Below are 23131 nucleotides of genomic sequence, written 5' to 3' on the forward strand. Positions count from 1 at the left end.
CATAATATTTACTGTCCGCCGGCGATTTGATCTTGCCAATCAAGAGTAGAGAACCAGTACTCATAGCGATCTTTTAGCCAACCATCATCGGTACGAGCCTGAATCCACTGATCAAAGAATGCTTTTTTGTCCTCTTCACCCAAGCGCACTGCGAATGCCTCGTTACCTTTTGATAAACGCTCACTAAACGGAATAAACAGGGCATTGGCGTGTTTAATTGCTTCATGCTCTGGCTTAGGGCTAGATGCGATCACTGCATGCGCATTACCGTTGAGTACTTCTTGAAACGCTTGGGCATCATCGTCAAATTGTAAGACTTTAGCTTTAGGGAAGGTTTCACGAGCAACTTGAACCGTATAGGCGCCTCGTCTTGCCGCGATCTTAACTCGACGAGAATCGAAGTCTTCAATGGTCGAGAAGCCTTCCGCAAGTTTCTTACTGGCGGCAATTTGAACTCCTGAATGAGAGTAAGGTGCAGTAAAGAGAACACTCTTAGAACGCTCTGGTGTGATCGACATACCCCCGATGATTACATCAAATTTTTGCGCCAATAGAGCTGGAATAATGCCGTCCCACGCAGTTGGAACAAATTCTACTTTCCAGCCTGAGTCCTCTGCGAGGCGTTTAGCAACATCGATTTCAAAACCAATTAAATCACCTTGTTTGTCACGCATAGCCCATGGAACAAAGGTGGACATACCAACGCGTAGCGTGCCTCGTTCATTGATCTTGTCGAGGTTTGGAGTGTCACTGGCAGTGACACCTAGAGACACAGCCATACCAATAGCTGCGGTAGTGATGGCTCTAATTATATTTTTGAGTTTTCCTTGCATAGTCTGACTCCTTGATTGCGATTTAAGTTAAATCGATTGCGATTGGTTTAAGCGATGCTCCAACCAAGCGGATAAAGCTGATAACGTAAGTGTTAGTACTAAATAAATAGCGGCCACGGTAAACCAAATTTCAAAAGGCATGGCCGTTTCTGAAACGATGTTGCGACCCTCTGTGGTTAAATCGAAAATAGCCATAACGCTGACGATGGATGAGTTTTTTATTAGCGATACGATTTCATTGGTGAGTGGAGGGACAGTGCGTCTCACGACTTGAGGCAGTATCACATCGTAATAGGTGTAGAATCGCGACAAACCTACTGAACGGCAGGCTTCAAATTGCCCTTTAGGGATGCTGTTTAAGCCTGCTCGCAATATCTCAGCTGTATAAGCACCTTGAAATAAAGCCAGCGCGAACACGGCAGTAGAAAAACGATCAAGACCTATAATTGGACCAAACACAAAGTAAAGCAGGTAGATTTGAACAAGTAGTGGTGTATTTCGAATCCCTTCGACATAACAATGAGCTATGCCACGACCAACGACTGAGTTTGATGTTTTAAGTAAGGCAGTAATGAGTCCAAACAACAAGGTGAAAACGAGCGCTAGTCCACTGATTTTGAGTGTTACGACAAGTCCTTCAAGCAGCTCAGCGGGCCACCACTGTCCATCTTCATAAAAGGCGAGGTAATCGGGTACGCGTTCCCACTGCCAGCGATAGCCCATCGCTTGGGCTCCGCTATCGAGCAGCCAAACAAGCGCAACAGTGACTAATGCGATCTGTAACAATGCCGATAGAACTGGCTTAATAATCTTTAATATCATCAGTGATTTAAGATCTTATCTAAGAAGGCTTTTGTTCTAGGGTGTTGCGGATTATCAAAAATCTGGCTCGGCGGAGCAGATTCTAGAATTTGTCCTTCATCCATAAAGATTACCCGGTCTGCCACACGTTTGGCGAAACCCATTTCATGAGTAACACAGAGCATGGTCATCCCTTCTTCTGCCAGTTCAACCATCACATTGAGCACTTCACTGATCATTTCAGGATCGAGCGCAGAAGTCGGTTCATCGAACAGCAATATGTCAGGCTTCATACAAAGAGAGCGCGCTATTGCCACCCTTTGCTGCTGACCACCGGATAGTTGAGAAGGGTACTTGTTCGCTTGCTCGGCGATTTTCACGCGCTCAAGCATTTCGAGTGCACGAGATGTGGCCTCTTTTTTAGATAGCTTGAGTGTGCGAATAGGCGACAGAGTGAGGTTTTCTAACACAGTAAGGTGTGGAAATAAATTGAAGTGCTGGAATACCATACCAACTTGTCCGGGCTTTATTCCACTAGAGTTGATAGCTTGCCCCAATACTTGTATGTCACCATTATTGTATTGCTCTAATCCGTTAATGCAGCGGATTAATGTGGACTTTCCTGAGCCTGAAGGGCCGCAGATTACGACAATTTCACCTTGGAGGACTTCGAGGTTAATTGCTGAGAGAGCTTGGAATTCTCCAAACCATTTATCGACGTTGTTAAAGCTGACAGCGTTCACTTGGAACCCATTGTTTTTGTTATATGCGTCTACATTAGCAATATCGTTAAGCTATAACAAGCGCTTGAGAAGTTAGTTGAATAATAAGTGTGTCAGAAGTGATGTCACACTTCTGACACCAGAAGATTTAATGGTCTACTTGTCGAGGGAGCTCAGATAAAAACGCTTGAAAGCTGCTTTCTCGTACTTTAGCCAGAACAAAGCGAAGCTCTTCGATAAGGTCGGCTTTTGCCCAATCTACACGGATGTCGATCGGTGCGAGATGCGCGAATTCAATACGCAATGAAGCCGAAATTGTCCCTCGTTTGTCTCCGCCCGCTGATAAGGCAGCTTCTAAAGCGCTAATAAGCGCATCGGGCAAAGTTGCTTCATAGTCTGGTTGATATTGAGGGGCCTCAATGTGCTCCAATACCGCTTGGGAGTTTATGGCCGTTTGTTCAATAAATACTCGACTGAATTGCTCTAAGACTTGATGTCCCTCTAACATATTGCCTGCCACTGCAATAGTTGGATAGCTAAGGTGACCAATGTAAGCAATATTGTCGCTGCCATCTAACGCAGCGGATGCTCCGTTTTGGTCCATAACAAGACATTGTCGTTGACTATGTCCTGAGTCTAACGCAGTCAGTTCGTTGATAATATCTCTGGCGGAAGTACCTTGCTGTAATTTGTTTTTGGCAAAGTCTGCATACCAAGGATTGGTAAATAACCCTTGGGTAGCACATGCACCAACGGAGCGCCAAGAATGATTGACATATCCGCCAACGCAAGGACCTCCTGTCGCAGTAATGGACGCTGAGGTTCCGGTTAATGGATTAAAATGTAATAGAGATATTGTCATAGTCTTCTGGAAATGGGAGGCGCAGTGCCTCCACTTATAATTGAAGTTAGTAGCCGATTAATTGGCCAATGAATAGTGCGACCCAGCTTAGTCCGTATACCATAAGCATGAATGGCATAATGGCTTTAAGCCATTGCTCGTAAGAAACTCGTCCCAATGCCAGCATAGCTAAAGTACCGCCCGATGTTGGAACAATTAGGTTGGTTAAACCATCGCCAACTTGGAATGCAGTAATCATCAGCTGACGACTCATTCCTACCAAATCAGCAACAGGAATTAGAATCGGCATAGTTACCATTGCTTGCCCTGAACCTGATGGAACAAACAAGTTGATAATACCTTGCACGACACTGGCTACGATCGCAGAGATCGCAATTGGCATATCTTGGATTAGAGAGCTAAGTGCATTAACGATGGTGTCGATGATCTGTGCTTGATCTAGAATCACCTGAATGGATGCCGCGACACCGATTACCAAGGCACCTGCGGTTACACCTGATGCACCAACCATCATTTCCTTGACGATTTGGTTAGCATTCATTTTGTTGATGATACCGATAACAATCGCCATGAGCAGGAATAAACCTGCAATCTCATTGATGTACCAACCATTGGCGAAAACACCGTAAAGCATCACACCAAGGCCTGCAACAAAAGCAGCAAGCGTGAGCTTGTTCTCCCGATTCATCGAGTATTCGCTAAGATCTTTCTTAAGGCCGGCGGAGTCATCTTGTTCTACAAAGTCCATTTTGGTGACTTTCTTGCAGATAAAGAGTGAAAGAAGAGCCAGCGAGGCGATAACAAGAGCGGTACGCAGGCCAGCGCCAGAGAAAGTAGGCAGTTCTGCAATACCTTGAGCAACACCTACGGTATATGGGTTAATAGGTGACAAAGCAAAACCGACACCGATACCACCCACTGCCATTACGGTACCTACTAGGCTTGAATAACCGACCGCCGCGGAAATCAAAACAGCGACTGGGACCAACGCAATGTTATTTTCAAAACCAACCGCAACACCGAAGAAACCATAAATAAACGTACCAATAGTGATTATTAGGTTACGGTTTTCTACTCCTACGCGATTTACTGCGACACCAATAGCATTTTCTAATGCTCCGGAACGTTGCAGAATATGGAACAACCCACCAGCGATAAACACAATGAACAGGTAAGGTGCTGCACTAATCAAACCTTTCGGAATGGCGACGAAAATATCAAAGAAATGCACCGATGGTGCATCTTGAAGATATGTAAACGACTCAGGAACTACCGTTGTTTTTCCATCAACAACGGCCCTTTCAAATACGCCTGCTGGAACGATAAATGTGAGCAAGTAAGTTGCCACCAAAATGCCAAAAATTAAGACCATAGGGTCTGGCATTGACTTGTACCAGGGGCGTTTCGATGTTGTGTCAATCTGATTGGTCATTTCCATGTCCAATATTCTCCATAGTTTGATTCTAGGTTGATTCTTTACGTTTTTATATCGCTAGGCAGAATTCTTTTAGTACTTGTAAAGATGCTTGTAAGTCTTCCTGAGTAATCGCTTCGTCAGGATGATGACTTACGCCATCAGTGCATCGCATGAACAGCATTGCGATGTCGGTTAGAGAGCTGACCGCGAGGCCATCGTGACCAGCTCCACTGAATAAGGTTTTCGGTTTAATACCACAGGTTTCGATAGCTTGAGTTAGCTTATCTGACAGGGCCTTTGAACATTGAACGGCTTGTTGCTCATAGGTCTGCGTATGGTCGTAACTGAGATTGAGTGCATGAAGTTGTTGCTGAATAGACGTTAAAAATGTCGCTCTTGCTTTACGGCGCTTCTCATCAATAGGAGAGCGAAGTTCAACGGTAATATGCGTTTTCTGTGGGATGACGTTCACGCCGTTAGGGTAGTTTTCTATTTTTCCTATCACGCCAACGAGATCTCTATCACTTTTACACAGGGCGTCAAAAGTGCTGATTACACTTGCTGCGCCGACAAGAGAGTCTTGGCGGTTGTGCATTGGAACAGTACCAGCATGTCCCGCTTTGCCATGAATGGTTATGGTATGTCTTTCTATCCCAGTGATAGCGGATACAACACCGACTGGCAGTTGTTCGGCTTCAAGCTGTGGGCCTTGTTCTATGTGCAGCTCAACAAAACCAATGACTTCTTCTGCGTCGTAGGCATCATTTTCTATTTGCTGTGTCTCACAACCAAAGTCGTGAAGTGCGTCTTGCAGCGATACCCCTTGTGGATCCTTAGCGTCGAGCATTGTAGGGTCGAAAATACCGGAAATGGCTTTCGAGCCGAGTAGTGTTGATTGAAAGCGAGTGCCTTCTTCATCACTAAAGGCGATGACATCAATGTTGTACGGAAGTTGAATATCTTGCTGGTTCAGGTGGTGAACGAGAGCGAGTGGGGCAACGACTCCCAAAATTCCATCGTACTTACCACCATTAGGAACGGTGTCTTGATGTGAACCAAAGATGAGAGTCTTTGCGTTTGATTCCGCGCTGGCGTATCGGCCAATTAGGTTGGCGGCATTGTCCATTCTCACTGACATGCCTGACTCCATCATGTATTGCTTAAGTAGATTGATGGCCTCTTTATGTTCTTTTGTGGCACAAAGACGGGTTACGCCTTCTACATCAGGGTTGGTTGTCTCAGAACATTTTGCTAGTTGCTCAAGCCAATCCCAAGCTAGTGATGAAGTGGATGCAATGGTCATATTTATTCTCGTTTTTGATGCTGCGTTTACTTATTTATCATGATAAATTGGCAAAATACACCATTTATCATGATAAATGCAATCGATGTCGTCGCTTTTGTGAGTATGATTTGTAACGATATTGAGAGCTGATAACCTTGTGTTTTAAGGTAACTGCTTCACCCGACAGGGAGTTTCAGTTACCGTAGACATTGAAATCGAGTAAAAATAGAGGTGTCTTTTGACCGTCAAAAAACGACGAACCGAAAACGTAGCGTCAGCGATTAAAAAATGGATTGTGGAACAGAAGCTTCAGCCAGGAGATAGACTTCCTAATGAAGTGGAAGTGATGGAAATGTTTGACGCCTCAAAAAGCACAGTGCGCGAATCGATGCGACTATTAGACGCTCAGGGGCTATTGCAGACAAAAACGGGCCCCAAAGGTGGTGTCTTCGTTTCCGAAGTCTCTGAAGAAAAAGCGCAAATGTTGCTGAGTAATTATCTATTCTTCAAGGAGACTTCAATTGAAGATTTGTATCAGCTGCGTCTCGCATTAGAGCCCCAACTTGCCGCCAGTTTAGCGGGTAAACTAACGTCGAATCAGCTCAAAGAGCTAAAGGACCAAACCAAATTGTATGCTGAGCCTCCTCGTGATATTTATGAAGAGCGAGAGCATCACTTAGCGTCGATTGAATTCCATCGTATTTTGGCAAGTTTTTCCTCCAATGAGTTACTAAAACTGGTTATCCGCTTTACTGCTCAAATGTTGTCAGATATGACAATCTACAAGAAGCTATATGAGCCAGAAAATTACGATCTCTGGCGCACAGGTATAGATAGCCAACTTTCATTAATTGAGGCATTGAGAGTTGGTGATTCTGAAATGGCGTATAAAGTCATGCAGAAACATATGAAAACCGCGTTGAAACTAATGAAACTTCAAGAAGTTGAAATGGAGAATCGTTTTCTTGATGTAATTTAGGTCATAATGACTCAGGTGTGTTTTAATGTTGTGATTGTGGTCTAGGTCTAAATGACTGTTTTAATTGTGATTTTTGTGTTAAAAGTCTTTAATTACAATAAGATAAAAATTGGCACACGTTATGCTATAGAGACTTCAGGAATAATCAGCTTTGGCAAAGTACCAAGGCACGAATTAAAATACTGGAGTCCTCATTATGTTCTGTATTCAATGCGAACAAACTATTCAAACCCCTGTTGCTAAAGGGTGTTCTTATACTCAAGGTATGTGTGGCAAAACGTCTGAAGTTTCTGACCTACAAGACGTATTAGTGTATACCCTTCAAGGGGTTTCATTCTGGGCCGATCAGGGTCGTAAATTTGGTATCGTAGACCAAGAAATCGACCAATGGGCGCCTAGAGCATTCTTTTCTACGCTAACTAACGTTAACTTCGACCCTGAACGCATCATCGAGCTTGCCAATCTGGCTGCAACATATAAAGCGCGTCTCCAAGAACAAGTTCAAGCTGCCTCTCTAGTACAAGGTATCGCGATTGATGAACTTTCTCCTGCAGCTCAGTTTGACTTACCAACTACAAAACAAGCGCTATTAGAATTTGCTCCAACTGCAGCGGTAAACCGTGGTCACGATAGTCTACATGAAGACGTGATTGGCCTTCGTTTACTCTGTCTCTATGGTCTTAAAGGTGCAGCCGCCTACCTTGAGCATGCTCGTGTACTCTCTCAAAAAGATGAAGCGGTCTATGGTGAGTATCACCAAATTATGGCTTGGTTAGGTACTGACCCTGTCGATTTGGAGCCATTACTGAATACCTCGATGCAAATTGGTCTTATGAATTACAAGATCATGGAAATGCTAGATAAAGGTGAAACGGAAACCTTCGGTCACCCTGAGCCGACTCAAGTTAACGTTAAAACGGTAAAAGGCCACTGCATTCTAGTGTCTGGTCACGACCTTCATGACTTAGAGAAAATCCTTCAACAAACAGAAGGAAAAGGCATTAACGTCTACACTAATGGTGAGATGCTCCCAGCTCACGCTTATCCAGAGCTTAAGAAGTACCCTCATTTAGTCGGTAACTATGGCAGCGCATGGCAGAACCAGCAAAAAGAGTTTGCCAACTTCCCTGGTGCGATTGTAATGACGTCTAACTGCCTGTTGAATCCTAATGTCGGTCAATACGCGGACCGTCTGTTCACGCGCAGCATTGTAGGTTGGCCAGGTGTGGCGCACATTGAAGGGGACGATTTCAGTCAAGTGATTGAATGTGCACTTGCACAAGACGGCTTCCAGCACGACGAAATTGAACACATGATCACGGTTGGGTTTGGTCGCAATGCGCTAATGCAAGCAGCACCAGCAGTCGTCGAACAGGTGAAAGCGGGCGCAATCAAGCATTTCTTCTTGGTTGGTGGTTGTGATGGCGACAAGGCAGAGCGTAGTTACTACAGCGATTTTACAGCTCAAGCTCCGGAAGATAGTGTTATTCTGACGCTGGCGTGTGGCAAGTTCCGCTTCAACAAAAACCAGTTTGGTGACATCAATGGTATTCCTCGCCTATTGGATGTGGGTCAGTGCAATGACGCTTACTCTGCTATCCAATTGGCGTTAGCGCTTGCTGATGAGTTTGATTGTGGCATTAACGAATTGCCACTGACTCTCGTCCTATCTTGGTTTGAGCAAAAAGCGATTGTTATCTTGTTGACACTCTTCGCTTTAGGCGTTAAAGGCATTTATACCGGTCCAACGGCTCCTGCATTCCTTACAGATAACCTGCTTAGCATCTTACAAGAGAAGTTTGATATGCGTGGTATTTCTACCGTAGAAAACGACTTAAAGACGATTTTGGCAGCGTAAAAAAAGGTACTAGAAATGGCGTTTAAGGCGCCATTTCTTATTCAGAGGAATGATGTAATGGCATGGTCCCAATCAGATACGATAGAACTGACATGTACTAAAAAGTGGTTTGAAACACCAGATTCGGTATCGTTTGAACTTGCTTCAAAGTCCGGCGAGACTGAATTTCAATTCAAACCGGGTCAATTCTCATCGCTTGGCTTTGATATTGACGGCAGTAAAGCGTATCGAGCTTATTCAATTAGTTCAGTACCGGGAAGTAAAACGCTCAAATTCACAGTGAAGCGCGTCGCAGGCGGTTTGGTGTCAAACCATATTGTTGAGCAGCTTGAAGTTGGTGCTCAGGTAGAAGCGTTAGCACCACTTGGTCATTTCAATAATATTGACTGTCAGCCCAAAAACAAAGTCCTAATGATCAGCGCGGGATGTGGTATCACACCTGTCATGTCCATGGTCGATCAGTGGCTTGTGGACGGTGCAGATGTCAATATCGAATTTCTCCATCTTGCGAAGAGCAAACAGGATGCAATTTACTTTGATAGGTTGGTTGAGCTTAACCAAACGGTCGATAACTTCGCACTAAAAATGTTGCTTGAAGACAATTCTGGCACAGATTTTCCACAAGGTTTGATAAATCTTGAATGGCTAACGTCGTTAATTCCTGACTTTCATGAACGCACCGTTTATTTGTGTGGTCCAACGGGCTTTATGGAGGTAGTCAAATCTTCTCTAGAGCAAGCCAACTTTGATATGTCGGAGTTCCATCAAGAAAGTTTTACGCCGACTGATGTTACGGTAGACATAGAAGAGGGCGTTGTAAAAGTGGCGGTACCTGACTTTGGCGTTGAGCTTGATGCTGACAAGGGAACCTTGTTAATTGATGCCTTGGAGAAGGGAGGCGTGCCGGTTATTGCAGCTTGCCGCAGTGGTATTTGTGGTTCATGCAAATGTAAGGTGAAAGTTGGCCAAGTAGACTCTACCAGCTACGAAACGTTGACTGAAGAAGAGAAAGCTAATGGATTTGTGCTGGCTTGTTCCAGTACCATTAAATCGGATGTAGAAGTGAGCTTGAACTGACGGATTGTTGATAATTTGCACTGTTTTGGGAGGGCGTATCGACTAGTTCGAGCGCCCATTTTTTTAACGGGTTTTTATATCAACTCTAGGTATGACTTTTTGAGCAAGATGAACAAGACTGTGCTTGCTTGATCAACTGCTGGAAGTGAGCATCATCAAATGACTTTGAAGTGGGCTCCAAGTGAGATTGGGGACAAGGGTTGGTCACATAATGACTGGGACTCAATAAGGCATAGGCAGCGAGTAAGGCGATAGCAAGAGCGAAAAGACGTTTCATGGTAAATCAATATGAAATAAGTGATGAGTTACCATAACGAATGGCTTTTAGAAGGTCGTTTCTAAGAGTATTAATAATGATTAACTTAATCCTTAGTGTTACTCCATCATGTGCGGAAAGAAAACACGGGTTAGAATAACTATCACAGTGACTATCAGATACATAATATAGAGCGAATGCAGTCGGTTACTCGGATATCTGTGAACGTAAATCAGTCGAATATAGAAAATACAAACGGCTGCAATGAGCAGCAAGATAACCTCTATCAAGTTTCCTAAGCTTTGTGCACCTACGCCAAACACTGCCAGTACAGACCAAGCAGCGAAGACCATTAGAGGCAAAAACGCATCTCCCCAACTTAACGCCCCTTTGCGGTAGGCGTGAACACCCCCCGGAAAGGCGACTAAGTAGTACGCGCTTAGACAAAAGCAGAAAAAAACGACCAACACGGCTCCTCCAATTCATTGATAAATAAATTATTGCACAGGCGTATAGTTATATCTGTGGAGAAGTGTCATAGGTTTGTATGGAAGCAAGGAAAAGAATGCGAGAAACAAAAGTGGTGAGTACAATTCGCGTTATATTTGCTCTATTGACTCACCAAGAACAGTTAGACTAATGCGCTCAGAGATTCTAGTGCAGATGCACGGTTTTCTGTGGCAGGTTCATCACCCATGTTTAGCGCTTCGGCGTAAATGAATTCCACATCCGTCATACCAAGGAAGCCTAAAATCGTAGCAAGATAATCATTCATACTGTTGCGAGGTGTATCTTTGTGAATGCCACCACGAGTGGTTAATACCACTACTTCTTTCTCTTGGATAAGACCAACAGGGCCTGTTTCAGTGTAGGTGAACGTTACTCCAGCACGAGCGATAAGATCAAAATAGTTCTTAAGCTGGGTTGGAATCATGAAGTTGTACATCGGTGCTGCAATAATCACTTTATTTGCGCTTTTGAGTTCCTCAATGAGGTCGTCTGAAAGTTTGACAATCTCTTGAAGCTCTGGCGCTAAGTCTTCGCTATTGCCGCGAAGGGCTGTCGCCACTTCCATGTTCAATACTGGCACTGGATTAGTGGCTAGGTCACGAATGATCACATCGGATTTACCCTCAATAGCCTGATCAATGATCTGATTTGATTGAGAGTAATCACCTAGAATGCTCGACTTTAGAACAAGAGTTTTAGACATATCGTTATCCTTTTATGGGGAAGTCACTTTCGCTTCCTAAACAATGCGTCCAGTCTAATCAGACGGAGCGTGACTGAAAAGTCACTAAATTTGAGTGAGAAGTTCGAAATAACTGAACAAGAAAATGCCCGCAATAAAAGTGGAACTACTTATGCAAGACAATTAGGAGCAATTGAATTTTTCATTACTTATTGGAGTTTAATTAAGCCTAAATGGATAACATTTCTGATGGTGTTCGGGTTCATTGCCTTGGTTTTCTTGAGCATTATTGCTTATTTCTTGGGGATGCAACTCATTGTTTATACGGCCTCTGAATGGAAAAACAGTTGGTTAGTTATTACTGGTCAGCTCGTTTGGTTCTTCTTCTGTTTGTCTTTGGCCATCAGCGTACTAGATAAGACCTTGAAAAAGTCAAAGATGCACTTTACTAGTGCATCCTGAGCCAAATTGGATCTGGCGTTCTTTTTATTGATAGAAAGTAGGGTAGTGCTGGCGATTTTTTCATTGCTTTACCCTTCTTCGTTCGACTGAGCCAAACGCATTTTGATATAGTCCAAAAATAGTTTGGTTCTCGTATGCTCATAATCCAGTTTAGGATAATAGGCGTAGACGGTAGAGTCCAAAGCTTGAATCTCGGGAAGGACTCTAACTAAAGCGCCAGACTTGACGTCTTCTTTGATCATAATGTCGTTACTGATTAATACCCCCATCCCATTTTTGGCGGCATAAAATAATGCTTCTGGGTTAGTGGTCGCAAAATTTCCGGACAACATGACGCGTTGTGTTTTGGAGATCTTGTATTCTCGTTGTGGACGCTCACCCCAAATAAGAATGTTATGTTGTTTGAGCTCGTCAATAGATTGGGGAGCACCAAACTCTCTAATGTAGGAAGGCGCAGCATAAAAGCCGATTCGTTGCTCAAATAATGAAGTTTGTCTCATGCTAAGACTGTTGAGAGTTTCTAGCTCACGACTAATAAATACATCTAGGTTGGCATCTGGAAGCTGACCAGGAATTGTGGTGGTCAGCTGAACTCGAATGTCAGGATATTGCGTTAGAAAGTCGTTTAGATACTGAACCAAAAATTTGGAGCCGACGGCGATGGTTGCGCCGATTTTTAACAATCCTGCCGGAGTTTCATTGACCGAGCGAGTCTCGTCAATGATGGACTGAAACCTATCAAGAGAATCTTTTGAGCGTTGATAGAAAAGCGCACCTGCTTCTGTTTGGGTGACAGAGCGAGTGGTTCTTTTTAGAAGTTGGACACCGATACGTTCTTCAAGCCAGTGGACGCGTTTGCTGATGGCTGAACTAGTAGTATTAAGTCTTCTGGCTGCACCATTGAAGCTGCCTTCCTCGACAACACGAATGTAAGTATTAATACACGATATCCAATCCATATGCGCTCCGAGATTGTTTCCTGTTAGGACGTATTCTGTTTCCTTTATAGTGTATTATCAATGATTCATACGCAATATAGAATGTGTGTATGAATAGAAAACACAATAAATCTTTTAATAAAACACCTATGTTGCTCGCGATGATGATCATCGCAACGGGTCAAGTGGGCGTGAGCATTTACTTACCTTCACTTCCACTTATTAGCGAAGCCCTATCAATTGGACATGCGGATGTTCAGATGCTCGTAACACTGTTTCTGGTTGGTTTCGGACTTTCTCAACTCTTTTATGGTCCTTTGTCCGATGCTATTGGCCGACGTCCGGTGTTTATCCTCGGTCAAGGAGTTTACCTAGTCGGAACACTGCTGTGTATTGCTTTGAATGAACACTTTACCGCGTTAGAAGTAGGTCGATTGCTTCAGGGACTCGGAGCTGGAAGTGCTTCCGTGTTGGGGCGAAGTGTACTTCGTGATAGCTATGACGGAAAACAGCTTACCAAGGCGCTGTCTTATATTTCGGTGACGGCTTCGGTTATGCCTATTATTGCCCCTGTCTTTGGTGGTTGGATTGCGTTTCACTTAAGCTGGGAAGCAGTGTTTGTTTTCGTCTTGGTATATTTGGTCGCTATCTTCACGCTTGGCTGGTTCATTTTGCCGGAAACCTTGCCTTATAAGCCTCGTAAATTCAAAGTGACAGAAGTGATCCATGGCTATTCAAAGTTAATTGTTAACCCTCAAGTGATTGGCAGTGCAAGTTATAACTGGATCAGTTACCTAGGTGCAGTTGTCTCTTTAAGTTTATTCCCATTCTTAATGCAGCATCAGCTTGGTTTAACTGCGGCAGAATATGGAACGATAATGATTATCCCATCAGCAGGTCTTATGATGGGAAGCGTATCGCTCAATATCCTCAACCGGTATTTTTCTAACAACTGGATTTTGTTCCTCGCCATTACCATTATGTCGTTATCGGGTTTGTGGTTGTTAATGACTGAGATGACGGTATTTAACCTTGTGTTCGCTTTTACTTGGCTCACTGTTGCTCAAGGGTTGTCATTTCCGATTTCCATCGCTTTGTTACTTGGTCCTCATAAAGAAAACGCGGGCGCGGTGTCCGCGTTATCCGGCTCAATTCAAATGGTGATAGCTGGTGTATTTGGTGGGTATTTGGTTGAACGCTGGGTAACAAGCCAAATGACGCTAGGAAGTTTCTATATTGCATCAGCCTTGTTGATGGCAGCCGTTCTTCTAATGAGCCAGATCAGACGCTATGCTGGTGGAACGAAACAAATGGACACTATTGATAGTTAATTGAATTATATCCTAGGTTATTCATCTGACTTACTACCCAGAGTGTCCGCTTGTTAACGTAATCTGACATCGGTGTCGGCTTAATTCGATAAGGGTTAGGCAGCACTACTGCGAGTTGAGCTGCTTGGACTTTACTTAATCTGTTGGCACTGATGCCAAAGTAATATTGACTGGCTGCTTCTACACCATAAATACCGGGGCCAAACTCTATAACGTTCAAATAAACTTCCATAATGCGCTCTTTACCCCAAATGACTTCGAGCAGTAAGGCAATATAAAGTTCATAAGCTTTTCGAATGTAAGTTTGGCTTGGAAATAAGAACACGTTTTTTGCGGTTTGTTGAGTAATGGTACTCGCTCCGCGAGACGGGCTGCCACTCTCTGCCAAAACACTAAAAAGGGCTCCAAAATCCACACCAATATGATGAGGGAAATTCTGATCTTCTGACGCTATTACTGCGAGCGGCATGTTGGGGTTTATCTGAGATAGAGGAACCCATGTCTGGCGGGTTTGCGTTGGATACCCTTCCGGTGGAAATAGGGTACGAGCCACTTTCCATCCCCAAATTGGCGGATTAAGAAACTTAAGGAATACGACTAACAGAATCGGAACGCCGACTAATACCAAAATTAGATTGATGAGCAGCTTCTTTATCATAGGATTCATTAAGTTATTACTCGATTCGATATGGCAACAGTGTAGATTCTATTTGCTTTAGGTGCAAAACATGCTGTGAAGGAATTGATCTATTGATGAGTGCGTTATAGGGTGAACTAATGATGAAATCTGTCGTCAAAATACAAAATCTTACTCGAGAAAGGAAAGAGTATGTTAGTTAGAATTAGGCCTTATCTACTGGCTACGTGTATTACCATCATCCCTCAAGCCTATGCTTCAGAAGTACCTCAGAAAGATAGTCAAAGTGTTGAAGAAGGAACTGAGGTAGCTAAAGAAAATGACCAAGCAGTTTCTGCTAACGAGAATAGTAGTAAATATGAAGCTACGTTAAACAAATTCAAGCAAGCCGACGCAACGCATCCATTTTTCAAAGATGCGTATGGTTATGCGGTATTTCCAACCGTTGGTAAGGGTGGTTTTGGAATTGGAGGGTCCTACGGTGAAGGGCAAGTGTATCGCCAAGGCGTTCACGTTGGTGATTCAACGTTAGCGCAGCTCAGCATTGGACTTCAATTAGGCGCACAGGCCTATAGCGAAATTATTTTCTTCGAAAGCAAAGCAGACTACTACTCTTTTACAAGCGGCAGTTTTGAATTTGGTGCTCAGGCATCTGCTGTTGCTTTAACGGTGGGCGCAAGTGCACAAGCTGGGTCAACAGGTGTTGGGGCACAGGCTGGAGACAACCAAACTAAAGCGAATTACATTAACGGCATGGCAGTATTTACCATGACTAAGGGCGGATTAATGTATGAAGCCTCGATCGGTGGTCAAGGTTTCTCATTTGCACCAAACAATAACTACGACGGTAACTAAGTCCATTATCCCTTTCAGCTTAACTACTGGTTGAAGGGGAACCTCAATTCGCGGTTAGATTCTCCGCCCCTCTCAACATAGCTTCAATCAATTCACCTGCATTGAACTTAACTAGTGCTTCGTGGGCGCCAACTTGATGAGCGCGTTCCGTGCACATTTCGCTTGAAAGTGAGGTGTGTAAGATGCGGTAGGCGTGACTGAGCATTTGGTCATTTTGAACTTCGAAAGCCAGTTCATAACCATCGAGCCCCGGCATTTCAATGTCACTGACTAATATGTCGATGGCATCATTTTGCTTTGCTTTATTGCGCATAAACTCAAGGGCGCTATTGCCGTCTCGACAGATATCGAAAGGAATATTGATATTGTTAAGCGCATCACCTAGCTGTTTGCGTGCGATGGAAGAGTCGTCAACCAGTAGAATGTTAAGTGACTTGATTCTCTCGCGTTGGACGTCGGTTAACATTGGGATCTTGGTATCGGCATACTGTGGGTAGATTTTGGATAGTAGCAGCTCTACGTCTAACAGCTGAACTATATGATCTTCAAATCGAGTGACGCCAGTAACAAATACATTTCTACCTGCACTATCGGGAGCTGGCTCAATGGACTTCCAGTCGCACTCGATGATTTTATCAATATCTCGAACCATAAACGCAACAACGGTTCTCAGGCAATCGGTAACCACTAAGTAGGTGTTCGCGTATTCCTCTGGTGCGATAGGTCTAAAACCAATTGCAGCTGCCATATCAATAACGGGGACGGTCAGGCCTCGAATGCTGACAGTGCCAACGACATGTTGATGAGAGTAGGGAATTTGCGTAGTGGGTAAGAAAGGAACGATTTCTCGCACTTTTAGCGTGCCAATGGCAAAACGTTGCTTTTGCAAGTTGAGGGTAAACAGTAACATGCCCTGTGATTGGTTCGCTTTACTGATGCTAGTATTCATTTGAGTTCTTACTCTATAAGCCAATAGATTGATTTTATAAACTTTATTATCAAAAGTTAATGCGGCCGGGAAAGAAAAAAGTTTAGTCGCTTGAAAAGTAAACGTGATTTGTATCTCATTTTCTATTACACTCTGCGCATTCCATCATCCCATAGACGCTAAAAAGGGTAGACAACTAATGGCAAGAACTGCGGCAGCACTTCACATTTTGGTGAAACATAAAGAACAAGCTGAAGATATCATCAAACAGCTGAAAAAAGGCGCTAAGTTTCAGACTCTTGCTAAAAAGTACTCCACTTGCCCTTCAGGTAAAAAAGGCGGCGACTTAGGTGAATTTCGTAAGGGACAGATGGTGCCTCAATTTGACAAAGTTTGTTTTAGTGGTGAAACGCTTGTTCCCCATTTAGTGAAGACTAAGTTTGGTTGGCATGTCGTCAAGGTCTTGTACCGCACTTAGTTCGCAACACCGCTATTCGCTAATAATTAACAGGAAACGTTCCGGCCATGAGCATGAAACAAGAACTACAAAAACTGAATAACCGCCTCGATAAGTGTAATCATAAATTGGCTGGTGCCAAATCGCGTGGCGACAACGAACTGATTTCTCGCTTTACTGATGAAATCGACAAACTGACAAAGAAGATTGCTCAGCTTAAGCACAAGCAGAGCTACGATATGAACAAAGAGCGTAAAAGCTTGCTTGATATGCCGTTTTCTCGTGAGATCACCAAAGCAGAACAGGCGGATATGGGTAAACTGAAAAAGTCGGTAAAAGGCTTGGTCGTAGTGCATCCAATGACGAAGATTGGTAAAGAGCTAAAGCTGAAAGTGATGACAGGTTTTGCTCCAAAAAAATTCTAAGTCTCGTTTTAGTATTAACTTCTACCAATGGAAAGCGCATCTTTTGATGCGCTTTTTTTGATTTCAATCCAATGAGCTTAATCGATTAAGAAGTTGGTCACACAAAAACTTGAATATCAAAAATTAACATACTCTATAATTGGTTGAGTTCAGACTTAATCGATTAAGGTGGGGTAATGCAAGGAATCACGACAAGCCAGAGAGCACTTAAGCAGGTAATGGACTCCATCACCTTACCTAAATTGACTAAAAAAGATGAGCAATGTCTTTATGGAAGATTAGAGCAGCACTTTCCGGCCTTATTTGAGCACTATTACGCTTTGTATGGCAGTCGTTATGATTTCTTCCTTTATCTACAGAAACTGGTAGAAATGCTCTGCGCAGGATTCGCATCGCGTTCTCGTAAGCTAAAAAACAAAGATGCGATTCGACTTAAAACACCTAATTGGTTTCGAGATGAAAACGTCCTAGGCATGGCAGTTTATGTTGATTTGTTTGCGGGTGATTTTAAAAAGCTGAAAGAGAAGATCCCGTATTTTGAGCAACTTGGCATTAATTATGTTCACTTAATGCCTTTGTATTTAGCTCCAGAAGGGAATAGCGACGGTGGTTATGCTGTGTCGGATTACCGTAAAGTGGACCCCAAGCTAGGTACAGAGAAGGATCTGAAGTCCTTAGCCAATGCCTTTAACGAAGCTGGAATTGCCCTGGTTTTAGACTTTGTCTTTAACCACACCTCAGATGAACATGTATGGGCAAAGCGTGCTCGATCTGGTGACGAGCAATATCAAGAGTTTTACTATTTTTTTGACGACAAACGGGACGTTGATGAATACAACGCTACGTGTCGAGAGATATTCCCTTCAGTTAGGCGCGGCAGTTTTACGTGGTTGGAAGACGTAGAAAAATGGGTATGGACGACCTTTAATAGCTTTCAATGGGATTTAAACTACAGTAACCCAGCAGTATTTAACGCAATCACTGATGAAATGCTATTTTTGGCCAACTTAGGTTGTGATGGCTTACGTCTCGATGCATTAGCGTTTATCTGGAAGGAGAAGGGGACTCAATGTGAAAGTTTGCCAAAAGCGCATACTTTGATTCAAGCATTCAACCTCTGCTTACAGATCACAGCTCCATCAGTTTTATTTAAGAGTGAAGCCATCGTTCATCCGGATGAGGTCGCTCAATACATAGATAAAGATGAATGCCAATTATCCTATAACCCATTGATGATGGCTTTGATGTGGGAAAGCTTGGCAACCAGAGAAACCAAGTTACTCACAGCGTCTTTAAAGAAAAGTTTTGCTATCTCGCCGGATTGCAGTTGGGTGAACTATATACGTTGTCATGACGACATTGGCTGGACTTTCGATGATGCTGTAGCAGATCAGCTGGGTATCAATGGGCATGACCATCGTCAGTTTCTCAATCAGTTCTATACAGGTAAGTTTGAAGGGGCGTTTGCCAATGGTATCCCATTCCAAGAAAATCCAGAGACTGGGGATTGTCGAGTGTGTGGATCTTTAGCATCGCTATGTGGTTTGGAAGCAGCGATGCAATCTGGACATCAGCAAGATATTGAGTTTGCTGTGAAACGAGTCAGATTGCTAAATAGTGTCAATTTGAGCATTGGCGGTGTACCGTTGATTTATCAAGGTGATGAACTCGGGATGTTCAATGACTATCAATACGTTAACGATCCACACAAAGTTGATGATACTCGTTGGGTTAATCGTCCAGCTATTTCGGAAAAAGACATTGCGATTGCTCAAGACCAATGTGATCCGCGAGGTCGCATTCATCAACAGCTAATAGATATGATTCAGCTTCGTCAATCTCTGCCAGTGTTAGGTGTGGCGGAAACGGAAATTCTAGAGACGTATCGGCCTCATCTTTTTGCTTATGTCAGAAAGGCAGCTAATGGTGACCGACTATTGGCTATATGTAACTTCAGTGAACATCGGCAAACCATTCCAACATCCATATGTGATATTTTGGGTTCAAGAGAGGTGCAAGACGTGCTTAACCAAGAGCGAAAGCCCTATCACCAAAACATCATTTTTGATGCGTATGATATTAAGTGGTTGAAAGTAGTAGAAAACTAACTCGTACTATGCTCATTAATCAAAATGACTACAAGCTGTGAGCAAGCTCACAGCTTCATAGGTGGCTTATACACACGCTATCATTTTGTTACAAATACCGACTCTAGCTTCTAAGAATGCGGACAAGTGAACCATTACGATTTTTATATCATATTTTTCAGTCACTTATATGTTTTCTTTGTCGTGTGAGAGTATCGGCTTTTCCCAAGATTCCGTTGCCTTTTTTAGCTACGCCCAACCCCTCAACCAACAGAAAGTGGCTTGAGGATGAGTTGCTAACTGGTATGAACCTTATAATTTCGTTCATTAGTAGTGAACCCGGTTAAAGGGGATGGACCAATGTCAAAGACAACGAACAACCAAAGCAATGTGATTTTACATGCGTTTGATTGGCCTTATGCGCTGGTGGCTCAGCGAGCAAAAGAAATAAAGGAACTTGGGTATCAGACCGTATTAGTTTCACCGCCAATGAAGTCATTTCGTGACAGTAATGAAGTGAAGTGGTGGCAACTTTATCAACCTCAGGATTATCGAGTTATCGATAACAAACTTGGAAATACCGAAGACTTCAAAGCAATGATGTTGGAATTGAATGATGTGGGTGTATGGGTCTATATCGATGTGGTTTTCAACCATATGGCCAACGAATCGGCGGCTAGACTGGACTTACAGTATCCAAGCAATAATGACATGCAAAGTTATACCGAGCATCGTGCCTATTTCGAACAGCAAAAGTTATTTGGCGATTTGGATGAAGCACTGTTTGATGAGCATGATTTTGTTGAGGCGTTTGGGATAGAAAATTGGAAAGACCGTTGGGAAGTGCAAAATGGTCGACTAACAGGCGGCCCGCAAGATCCTGGTTTACCTACTCTGCGAACCAGTTCTCATGTTATCAAGCAGCAACAAGCTTATCTCTTAGCGATGAAGAATCTCGGAGTTCGTGGTTTTCGTATAGATGCTGCTAAACACTTGACCATCGAGCATATAAAGCAGGTATTTACTAAGGAGATAACTCAAGACATGCACGTCTTTGGTGAGATAATTACCGATGGCGGAGCGACGGAAGAAGAGTATGAACTTTTCTTGCAACCTTATTTGAAAGAAACTCGCTTAGCTGCTTATGATTTCCCTTTGTTCAAAACGGTGTATGAGGCGCTCGAATCTAAAAGCGGAAGTTTGACGGCATTAATTGACCCATACTGTTTCGGGCAAGCGCTCACTAACGAGCGCTCAATAACCTTTGCTGTGACACACGACATTCCTAACAATGAAGTATTTAGCAACCTTGTCATGAGTGAAACTAACGAATGGCTTGCGACAGTATACATCTTGACTCGTGATGGTGGGGTACCTCTTATCTATTCTGATCTCGACCCTAGTGGTATCAAAAATACCAACAAGGAGCCGAGATGGGTTGAAGGCTGGAGGGATCAGAAGTTGTCTCGTGTGATACGTTTTTGCCACGCAGTTCATGGTGAACCGTTTGAGTTGCTGGAAGCGAATGACGATCTATTAGCGTTTAAGCGCGGTAGAAAGGGGATCGTGCTAATCAACAAATCGACGCGCGCGAAATCAATCAACGTCAACCTTGATGGACAGTATAACTCGATTCTAACTCGACAAGCGGTTGATGGAATAACAGGAAAAATCCACGTAGCGGCTGGATCGGCAGAGTTATTGATAAGCGGTGAATAAAACAAAGCCCTCTGTGCAGAGGGCTTTGGGGTGACTGTTTTATTTGGTGTATCGAGTCAGCAATTCGATAGCGTATTGCATTCTCTCTTGATCAATTTCTTGTTTAGGAAGTAGTCTATTTCTGCCATCTTTCACTTCGTAAAGACCATTACCTTTTAGTGAGAAGATCTTATCTTCGGAGACCACGGCATAGTCACCATAGTCTGCGATAATTGTGTATGGTCGATCAACAAACTGACCATAAAGATCTTCGCCCACAGTGTAATCTTCAAGATCATTGGTGACACCTAGGTAGTTCTTCATTAGCGTTGGAACAAGGTCGAAATGCGTAGTCAGTTTGCCCTTTGGCCACTGATTTGCTGCTTTGTCTACTCCGGCACCTAACATGATGAATGGTACTTTTACCTGAGCTTCAGTGAAGTTACCGTTGTGTCCCCAAAAGTTCTGGCCATTGTCGTTCAGCTCTTCACCGTGATCACCTGTAACGATAATTAGTGTGTCTTCATATGTGCCAGCTTGTTTGAGTTTTTCGACCACTTCTTTGATTTTGCTATCTACAAAGTGTGTGCTGGTTCTGTAGCGGTTAAAAATCGGTTCCGGATCAGAGTCGTTACTGCGAACAAACGGATTGTTTGGTCCCGACATTGGCTCAAATTTTGGCTCATAATCGTCAGGGAAAATGAAACCATGCGGCGCATCAAAGAACAGGAATGAGAAAGTTGGTTTATTACTGTTAACGTCATACCACTTCATCCAATCGTCGACCAGTTCGATGTCACGATCTGCCGCGGTGCCTTTACTCTTGCCCCTAATTCGCAAATTTGGAATATGAGCAAATATGGTTCTGTTGAATTCTGGCGATTCAATGTGTGCCGAAGTAAACACACCAATCTCATAGTTGAGCTCTTGCAGTCGGTCCATCAGCACCGTTGGTCGTTGGTTGGCAAGCATCGGATGCCAATAAGGACCAGGCAAACCGTAAAACAGTCCAAACGTACCCATACGCGTCGCATTACCAGAAGAGTAGTGCTTGTCGAATGAAAGTCCCTCTTGAGACATACCATAGACTGTAGGCATATATTTCGGAGTAACAGTATCTGGACGCCAAGAATCAATCAGAATTAGCATGATGTTCTTTGGCTTTTCAGGTCTATCACCAGTGATTGAATGAAGAGGATAGTTTAATCCGCCTTGCATTTTGGGAGCCTTTGCTTGCTTCTTAGCAAGCTCTTCTCGATCAATATAACCATGCTTAATCAAAAATGAGTTGGCGATGGTTGGATAGAAAAGTGGCAAATATTGATTAACGAAAGAAACCGGCTGGTATGCAGTGGCTGCCGCCCAAATGTGAATGCCATGGCTCGCTAATGTGGTTACAAAAAACAGAGGAAGAAATAGCTTACGAAGCTTCTTTGTAAGGCTGAATTGACCAACTTCCATTTTGCCTAATGCCCACCATTGGAAGCAAAATAAAGCGGCAATTCCTGCAACAAGCATTGCCCACGCAGATAGTGGGAATTCAACTATTTGCCCCGACATGACTAATGACAGGACAGGGTAGTTCAAATGGAATCGATAAAACCCAAATACCATGGTGTCTACAAACAAAAATACCAAGGCAATGGTTGCAACAAGCGCTAGTAACGGGCGTTTAGCTTTTAACGGCAGGAAGCATAAAACGAGGCCAACCAGCCAAAACACAAGGGCGAGTAGGCTCATATGGCTGAACAAGCTTGTTACAGCGAATGAGAATTGAACCCCATCAAAAGGGACATCAGGGAAGTACAGGAAGTAGCGAGCGCCTATAAGGGTTGCCAGCAGTGCATTAAGAATCCAAAACTCATAGTAAGGACTTAACTTAGCTTTTAAGTAAGTAAACATGTTCAATAAACCAATAAAATCGATGGCATTTAAAATCGTGATAACGCTAATAAGTGCGTTGTCAAAGAAGCGCGTATTGTATTCGAGTGACTACAAATTTGAAATGAAAACGACATAATGATTGCACAT

22 protein-coding genes are annotated in these 23131 nt (G+C 43.4%); 10 read left to right on the top strand and 12 right to left on the bottom strand.

Translation table 11 applies throughout. The features are described 5' to 3' along the window. Positions 1-8: 8 nt before the first annotated feature. The 6 genes from MMA19_RS13025 to MMA19_RS13050 all read right to left on the bottom strand — a co-directional run bounded on the left by MMA19_RS13025 (position 9) and on the right by MMA19_RS13050 (position 5938). Entirely contained in the window at positions 9-833 is an 825-nt protein-coding gene (locus MMA19_RS13025; protein ID WP_088878140.1) for a transporter substrate-binding domain-containing protein, read from the bottom strand. A gap of 27 nt (positions 834-860) precedes the next feature. Continuing rightward, positions 861-1655 (bottom strand): amino acid ABC transporter permease, encoded by a 795-nt coding sequence (locus MMA19_RS13030; protein ID WP_240206402.1) that lies wholly within the window; start codon positions 1653-1655, stop codon positions 861-863. After that, positions 1655-2377 (bottom strand): amino acid ABC transporter ATP-binding protein, encoded by a 723-nt coding sequence (locus tag MMA19_RS13035; protein WP_124941843.1) that lies wholly within the window; start codon positions 2375-2377, stop codon positions 1655-1657. Before MMA19_RS13035 ends, MMA19_RS13030 begins: the two co-directional genes overlap by 1 nt. A 127-nt stretch (positions 2378-2504) precedes the next feature. Next, positions 2505-3218 carry a DUF1028 domain-containing protein gene (locus MMA19_RS13040; protein ID WP_240206403.1) on the bottom strand — a complete coding sequence of 238 codons (714 nt, stop codon included), beginning with the start codon at positions 3216-3218 and terminating at the stop codon, positions 2505-2507. Between the two features lie 46 nt (positions 3219-3264). Next, on the bottom strand, positions 3265-4656 hold the full coding sequence (locus tag MMA19_RS13045) for an AbgT family transporter (protein WP_006069110.1): 1392 nt from the start codon (positions 4654-4656) through the stop codon (positions 3265-3267). Between the two features lie 46 nt (positions 4657-4702). Further along, positions 4703-5938 (bottom strand): M20 family metallo-hydrolase, encoded by a 1236-nt coding sequence (locus MMA19_RS13050; RefSeq protein WP_240206404.1) that lies wholly within the window; start codon positions 5936-5938, stop codon positions 4703-4705. Positions 5939-6158: 220 nt separating this feature from the next. Between MMA19_RS13050 and MMA19_RS13055 the strand changes: the two genes are divergently transcribed. From MMA19_RS13055 to MMA19_RS13065, 3 genes are all read left to right on the top strand, one after another. Then, a complete protein-coding gene (locus MMA19_RS13055; protein ID WP_006069108.1) occupies positions 6159-6899 on the top strand; it encodes an FCD domain-containing protein in 741 nt (246 codons plus the stop codon). Positions 6900-7095: 196 nt separating this feature from the next. Further along, positions 7096-8757 carry a hydroxylamine reductase gene (gene hcp / locus MMA19_RS13060; RefSeq protein WP_006069107.1) on the top strand — a complete coding sequence of 554 codons (1662 nt, stop codon included), beginning with the start codon at positions 7096-7098 and terminating at the stop codon, positions 8755-8757. 57 nt (positions 8758-8814) lie between these two features. Then, positions 8815-9834, top strand: a complete 1020-nt coding sequence (locus tag MMA19_RS13065) for a hybrid-cluster NAD(P)-dependent oxidoreductase (protein WP_171392197.1) — start codon at positions 8815-8817, stop codon at positions 9832-9834. A 375-nt stretch (positions 9835-10209) separates the two neighbouring features. On the opposite strand, the gene MMA19_RS13070 is transcribed toward MMA19_RS13065, so the two are convergent. Continuing rightward, positions 10210-10560: a hypothetical protein gene (locus MMA19_RS13070; protein WP_062455671.1), complete on the bottom strand. Its 351-nt coding sequence runs from the start codon at positions 10558-10560 to the stop codon at positions 10210-10212. 161 nt (positions 10561-10721) lie between these two features. Next, positions 10722-11303: an FMN-dependent NADH-azoreductase gene (locus MMA19_RS13075; RefSeq protein ID WP_240206405.1), complete on the bottom strand. Its 582-nt coding sequence runs from the start codon at positions 11301-11303 to the stop codon at positions 10722-10724. 69 nt (positions 11304-11372) lie between these two features. Between MMA19_RS13075 and MMA19_RS13080 the strand changes: the two genes are divergently transcribed. Beyond that, the gene (locus tag MMA19_RS13080) at positions 11373-11744 is read left to right on the top strand and encodes a hypothetical protein (protein ID WP_240206406.1); all 372 of its coding nucleotides are present in this window, start codon (positions 11373-11375) and stop codon (positions 11742-11744) included. A 68-nt stretch (positions 11745-11812) separates the two neighbouring features. Here MMA19_RS13080 and MMA19_RS13085 read toward each other — a convergent pair whose 3' ends face one another. Next, the gene (locus MMA19_RS13085) at positions 11813-12703 is read right to left on the bottom strand and encodes a LysR family transcriptional regulator (protein ID WP_240206407.1); all 891 of its coding nucleotides are present in this window, start codon (positions 12701-12703) and stop codon (positions 11813-11815) included. A gap of 89 nt (positions 12704-12792) precedes the next feature. Here MMA19_RS13085 and MMA19_RS13090 point away from each other — a divergent pair, with 89 nt between their 5' ends. Beyond that, positions 12793-14013: a multidrug effflux MFS transporter gene (locus MMA19_RS13090; protein WP_062455662.1), complete on the top strand. Its 1221-nt coding sequence runs from the start codon at positions 12793-12795 to the stop codon at positions 14011-14013. On the opposite strand, the gene mtgA is transcribed toward MMA19_RS13090, so the two are convergent. Beyond that, the gene (gene mtgA / locus MMA19_RS13095; RefSeq protein WP_038224978.1) at positions 14000-14680 is read right to left on the bottom strand and encodes a monofunctional biosynthetic peptidoglycan transglycosylase; all 681 of its coding nucleotides are present in this window, start codon (positions 14678-14680) and stop codon (positions 14000-14002) included. The two genes, MMA19_RS13090 and mtgA, sit on opposite strands and share 14 nt — an antisense overlap. 162 nt (positions 14681-14842) lie before the next feature. Between mtgA and MMA19_RS13100 the strand changes: the two genes are divergently transcribed. Continuing rightward, positions 14843-15505 carry a lipid-binding SYLF domain-containing protein gene (locus MMA19_RS13100; RefSeq protein ID WP_240206408.1) on the top strand — a complete coding sequence of 221 codons (663 nt, stop codon included), beginning with the start codon at positions 14843-14845 and terminating at the stop codon, positions 15503-15505. 43 nt (positions 15506-15548) lie between these two features. Here the strand turns inward: MMA19_RS13100 and MMA19_RS13105 are convergent, their stop codons facing one another. After that, the gene (locus MMA19_RS13105) at positions 15549-16454 is read right to left on the bottom strand and encodes a chemotaxis protein (RefSeq protein WP_240206409.1); all 906 of its coding nucleotides are present in this window, start codon (positions 16452-16454) and stop codon (positions 15549-15551) included. A gap of 178 nt (positions 16455-16632) precedes the next feature. Between MMA19_RS13105 and ppiC the strand changes: the two genes are divergently transcribed. The 4 genes from ppiC to MMA19_RS13125 all read left to right on the top strand — a co-directional run bounded on the left by ppiC (position 16633) and on the right by MMA19_RS13125 (position 21121). Further along, the gene (ppiC, locus tag MMA19_RS13110; RefSeq protein WP_004737764.1) at positions 16633-16911 is read left to right on the top strand and encodes a peptidylprolyl isomerase PpiC; all 279 of its coding nucleotides are present in this window, start codon (positions 16633-16635) and stop codon (positions 16909-16911) included. Between the two features lie 47 nt (positions 16912-16958). Beyond that, on the top strand, positions 16959-17315 hold the full coding sequence (locus MMA19_RS13115; RefSeq protein ID WP_006069097.1) for a YibL family ribosome-associated protein: 357 nt from the start codon (positions 16959-16961) through the stop codon (positions 17313-17315). Positions 17316-17491: 176 nt separating this feature from the next. Continuing rightward, positions 17492-19423, top strand: coding sequence for an alpha-amylase family protein (locus MMA19_RS13120; RefSeq protein WP_240206410.1), 1932 nt, complete (start codon positions 17492-17494; stop codon positions 19421-19423). A 339-nt stretch (positions 19424-19762) separates the two neighbouring features. After that, entirely contained in the window at positions 19763-21121 is a 1359-nt protein-coding gene (locus tag MMA19_RS13125; protein ID WP_240206411.1) for an alpha-amylase family protein, read from the top strand. Between the two features lie 39 nt (positions 21122-21160). Here MMA19_RS13125 and MMA19_RS13130 read toward each other — a convergent pair whose 3' ends face one another. After that, positions 21161-23002, bottom strand: coding sequence for a DUF3413 domain-containing protein (locus MMA19_RS13130; RefSeq protein ID WP_240206412.1), 1842 nt, complete (start codon positions 23000-23002; stop codon positions 21161-21163). Positions 23003-23131: the final 129 nt, after the last annotated feature.

Origin of the sequence: Vibrio sp. CyArs1, assembly GCF_022432925.1 — a bacterium.
GTDB classification, from domain to species: Bacteria; Pseudomonadota; Gammaproteobacteria; order Enterobacterales; family Vibrionaceae; genus Vibrio; species Vibrio mediterranei.

Coding starts and splice junctions, on each gene's coding strand:
- MMA19_RS13025 (WP_088878140.1), bottom strand. CDS start 833: ATGCAAGGAAAACTCAAAAATATAATTAGAGCCATCACTACCGCAGCT.
- MMA19_RS13030 (WP_240206402.1), bottom strand. CDS start 1,655: ATGATATTAAAGATTATTAAGCCAGTTCTATCGGCATTGTTACAGATC.
- MMA19_RS13040 (WP_240206403.1), bottom strand. CDS start 3,218: ATGACAATATCTCTATTACATTTTAATCCATTAACCGGAACCTCAGCG.
- MMA19_RS13045 (WP_006069110.1), bottom strand. CDS start 4,656: ATGGAAATGACCAATCAGATTGACACAACATCGAAACGCCCCTGGTAC.
- MMA19_RS13050 (WP_240206404.1), bottom strand. CDS start 5,938: ATGACCATTGCATCCACTTCATCACTAGCTTGGGATTGGCTTGAGCAA.
- hcp (WP_006069107.1), top strand. CDS start 7,096: ATGTTCTGTATTCAATGCGAACAAACTATTCAAACCCCTGTTGCTAAA.
- MMA19_RS13065 (WP_171392197.1), top strand. CDS start 8,815: ATGGCATGGTCCCAATCAGATACGATAGAACTGACATGTACTAAAAAG.
- MMA19_RS13075 (WP_240206405.1), bottom strand. CDS start 11,303: ATGTCTAAAACTCTTGTTCTAAAGTCGAGCATTCTAGGTGATTACTCT.
- MMA19_RS13085 (WP_240206407.1), bottom strand. CDS start 12,703: ATGGATTGGATATCGTGTATTAATACTTACATTCGTGTTGTCGAGGAA.
- MMA19_RS13090 (WP_062455662.1), top strand. CDS start 12,793: ATGAATAGAAAACACAATAAATCTTTTAATAAAACACCTATGTTGCTC.
- mtgA (WP_038224978.1), bottom strand. CDS start 14,680: ATGAATCCTATGATAAAGAAGCTGCTCATCAATCTAATTTTGGTATTA.
- MMA19_RS13100 (WP_240206408.1), top strand. CDS start 14,843: ATGTTAGTTAGAATTAGGCCTTATCTACTGGCTACGTGTATTACCATC.
- MMA19_RS13105 (WP_240206409.1), bottom strand. CDS start 16,454: ATGAATACTAGCATCAGTAAAGCGAACCAATCACAGGGCATGTTACTG.
- ppiC (WP_004737764.1), top strand. CDS start 16,633: ATGGCAAGAACTGCGGCAGCACTTCACATTTTGGTGAAACATAAAGAA.
- MMA19_RS13115 (WP_006069097.1), top strand. CDS start 16,959: ATGAGCATGAAACAAGAACTACAAAAACTGAATAACCGCCTCGATAAG.
- MMA19_RS13120 (WP_240206410.1), top strand. CDS start 17,492: ATGCAAGGAATCACGACAAGCCAGAGAGCACTTAAGCAGGTAATGGAC.
- MMA19_RS13125 (WP_240206411.1), top strand. CDS start 19,763: ATGTCAAAGACAACGAACAACCAAAGCAATGTGATTTTACATGCGTTT.
- MMA19_RS13130 (WP_240206412.1), bottom strand. CDS start 23,002: ATGTTTACTTACTTAAAAGCTAAGTTAAGTCCTTACTATGAGTTTTGG.